At 69.2% G+C, this 1,680-nt stretch carries 2 protein-coding genes; both read right to left on the reverse strand.

All coding sequences use genetic code 11. The features are described 5' to 3' along the window. Positions 1-569: ATP-binding protein (locus tag DS837_RS31780; protein ID WP_149168393.1), on the reverse strand; the 569-nt coding region annotated here is incomplete at its 3' end. Further along, positions 569-1,588: an IS21 family transposase gene (gene istA / locus DS837_RS31785; protein ID WP_149168394.1), complete on the reverse strand. Its 1,020-nt coding sequence runs from the start codon at positions 1,586-1,588 to the stop codon at positions 569-571. The genes DS837_RS31780 and istA, both read right to left, overlap by 1 nt. Positions 1,589-1,680: the final 92 nt, after the last annotated feature.

Genomic DNA, 1,680 nt, shown 5'->3' on the forward strand with positions numbered 1-1,680 from the left:
GCCACCACCTGGAAGAACAGGTTGGCCTGCTCGCGCCCCAGGGGCAGGTAGCCGATCTCGTCGATAATCAGCAGCCGGTAGGGGGACACCGTCCGGTTCATGTATTCCTTCAACCGCCCCTGGCGCTGTGCCGTTTCCAGCTGGAGCACCAAGTCGGCCGCGGTGATGAAGCGCGTCTTGATGCCGCGCTGGGTGGCGAGATAGCCGAGCGCGATGGCCAGATGGGTTTTGCCGACGCCACTGGGACCGAGGAAGACTACGTTCTCCAAGCGCTCGACGAAGGCCAGCGTGGCCAGTTCCATGATCTGCTGACGCGGCGCGCCGACGGCGAACTCGAAATCGTACTGATCGAGCGTCTTGACCGCCGGGAAGCTGGCCAGGGTGGCCAGCGTCGTCCGCGCCCGAGCCCGGCGCAGGTCCCGCTCGGCCTTGAGGGCGGCTTCCAGGAAGTCGGCGAAGGTGGCGGAGCGCTGGGCGGCATCCTGCGCCAGAGCCGGCCATTGCCCGGCGACCCCGGCCAAGCGCAGGTCCGCGCACAGCTCGGCGATCCTCTGATGCTGGAGGTCCATCAGGCCGCCCCGTCCGTGGTCAGCAGGGCGTCGTAGACGGCCAGGGGATGTTGCAGGACCGGCGCCGGCATCGCGGCCGCCGGTGTCCCGGTGGACAAGCGTCCCGGCCAGGGCCGCGGCAGCTCCTGCAGCGCCGGCCGTTCCTCGACCAGCCGCTCGGCCGGCACATGGCCGGTGCCGCCATGAACGCGGGCATTGGCTACGTCGCGCAGCCATTTGCGCACCTCGACGTTGGCGGTGACGACGTCCAGCCGCTCGCCGCGCTGCTCCAGCCGCGTCGTCAGCGGCACCAGGAAGCTGTCGCGCAGGTAGCGGATGAACCGCTCCACCTTGCCCTTGGTCTTGGCCCGGTAGGGTCGGCACAGGCGGGGCAGAAAGCCGGCATGGTGGGCGAAATCGCGAAAGGCCGGCTGGAAACGGTGCTGGCCGGGGCCGTAGGCGTCGCGTCCGACCACCACCGTGCGCATGTTGTCGTAAAGGATCGTCCGCGGCACCCCGCCGAAGTACACGAAGGCCTCCTGGTGGCAGGCAATCAGCGTCTCCAGCTTCTCGTCGCTGACGAACTCGACGTAGGCGGCGCGGCTGTAGCCGAGTACGGCGATGAAGGCGGACAGGCGATCCGCCCCGCGCCGCACCACCGCCCAGTCCACCTGCATCTGATCGCCCGGCGCCGTCTCGAAGCGGACCACTGCCTCCGGTTCCTCAGCCGGACGAAGCGCCGCCAGATGCTCACGCAGGATGGTGAGGCCGCCGCGGTAGCCGCGATGGCGCAACTCCGCCAGCAGCGCCGTCGCCGACAGATGCTCCGGGGCTGCCCGCCGCACCCGTTCCGCCAGCCACTCCGCATGGGGGGCCAGTTTCCGCGCCACCGGCGGCCGCGCCTTGTAACCGGGCGCCGCGCCCCGGGCGTACCGCCGAACCGTGTTCCGCGACACCCCCAGTTCACGGGCAACCTCCCGGATGCTCTTGCCCTGCTTCAACATGACCCGGATTTCCATCACTTCCTCCGCTGTCTGCATCCCTCCCCCCTCCGCGCAGGTCAGGGGGAGTCTACGAGCGGTGGGTCAGTTTTCACCCGATGACCCGGGTCAGTTTTCCAGCGATGGCAACA

The sequence above is a fragment of the Azospirillum brasilense genome (assembly GCF_008365405.1).
GTDB lineage: Bacteria > Pseudomonadota > Alphaproteobacteria > Azospirillales > Azospirillaceae > Azospirillum > Azospirillum brasilense_D.

Excerpts from the sequence above, each read along its gene's own strand:
- istA (WP_149168394.1), bottom strand. The coding sequence starts at position 1,588 with ATGCAGACAGCGGAGGAAGTGATGGAAATCCGGGTCATGTTGAAGCAG.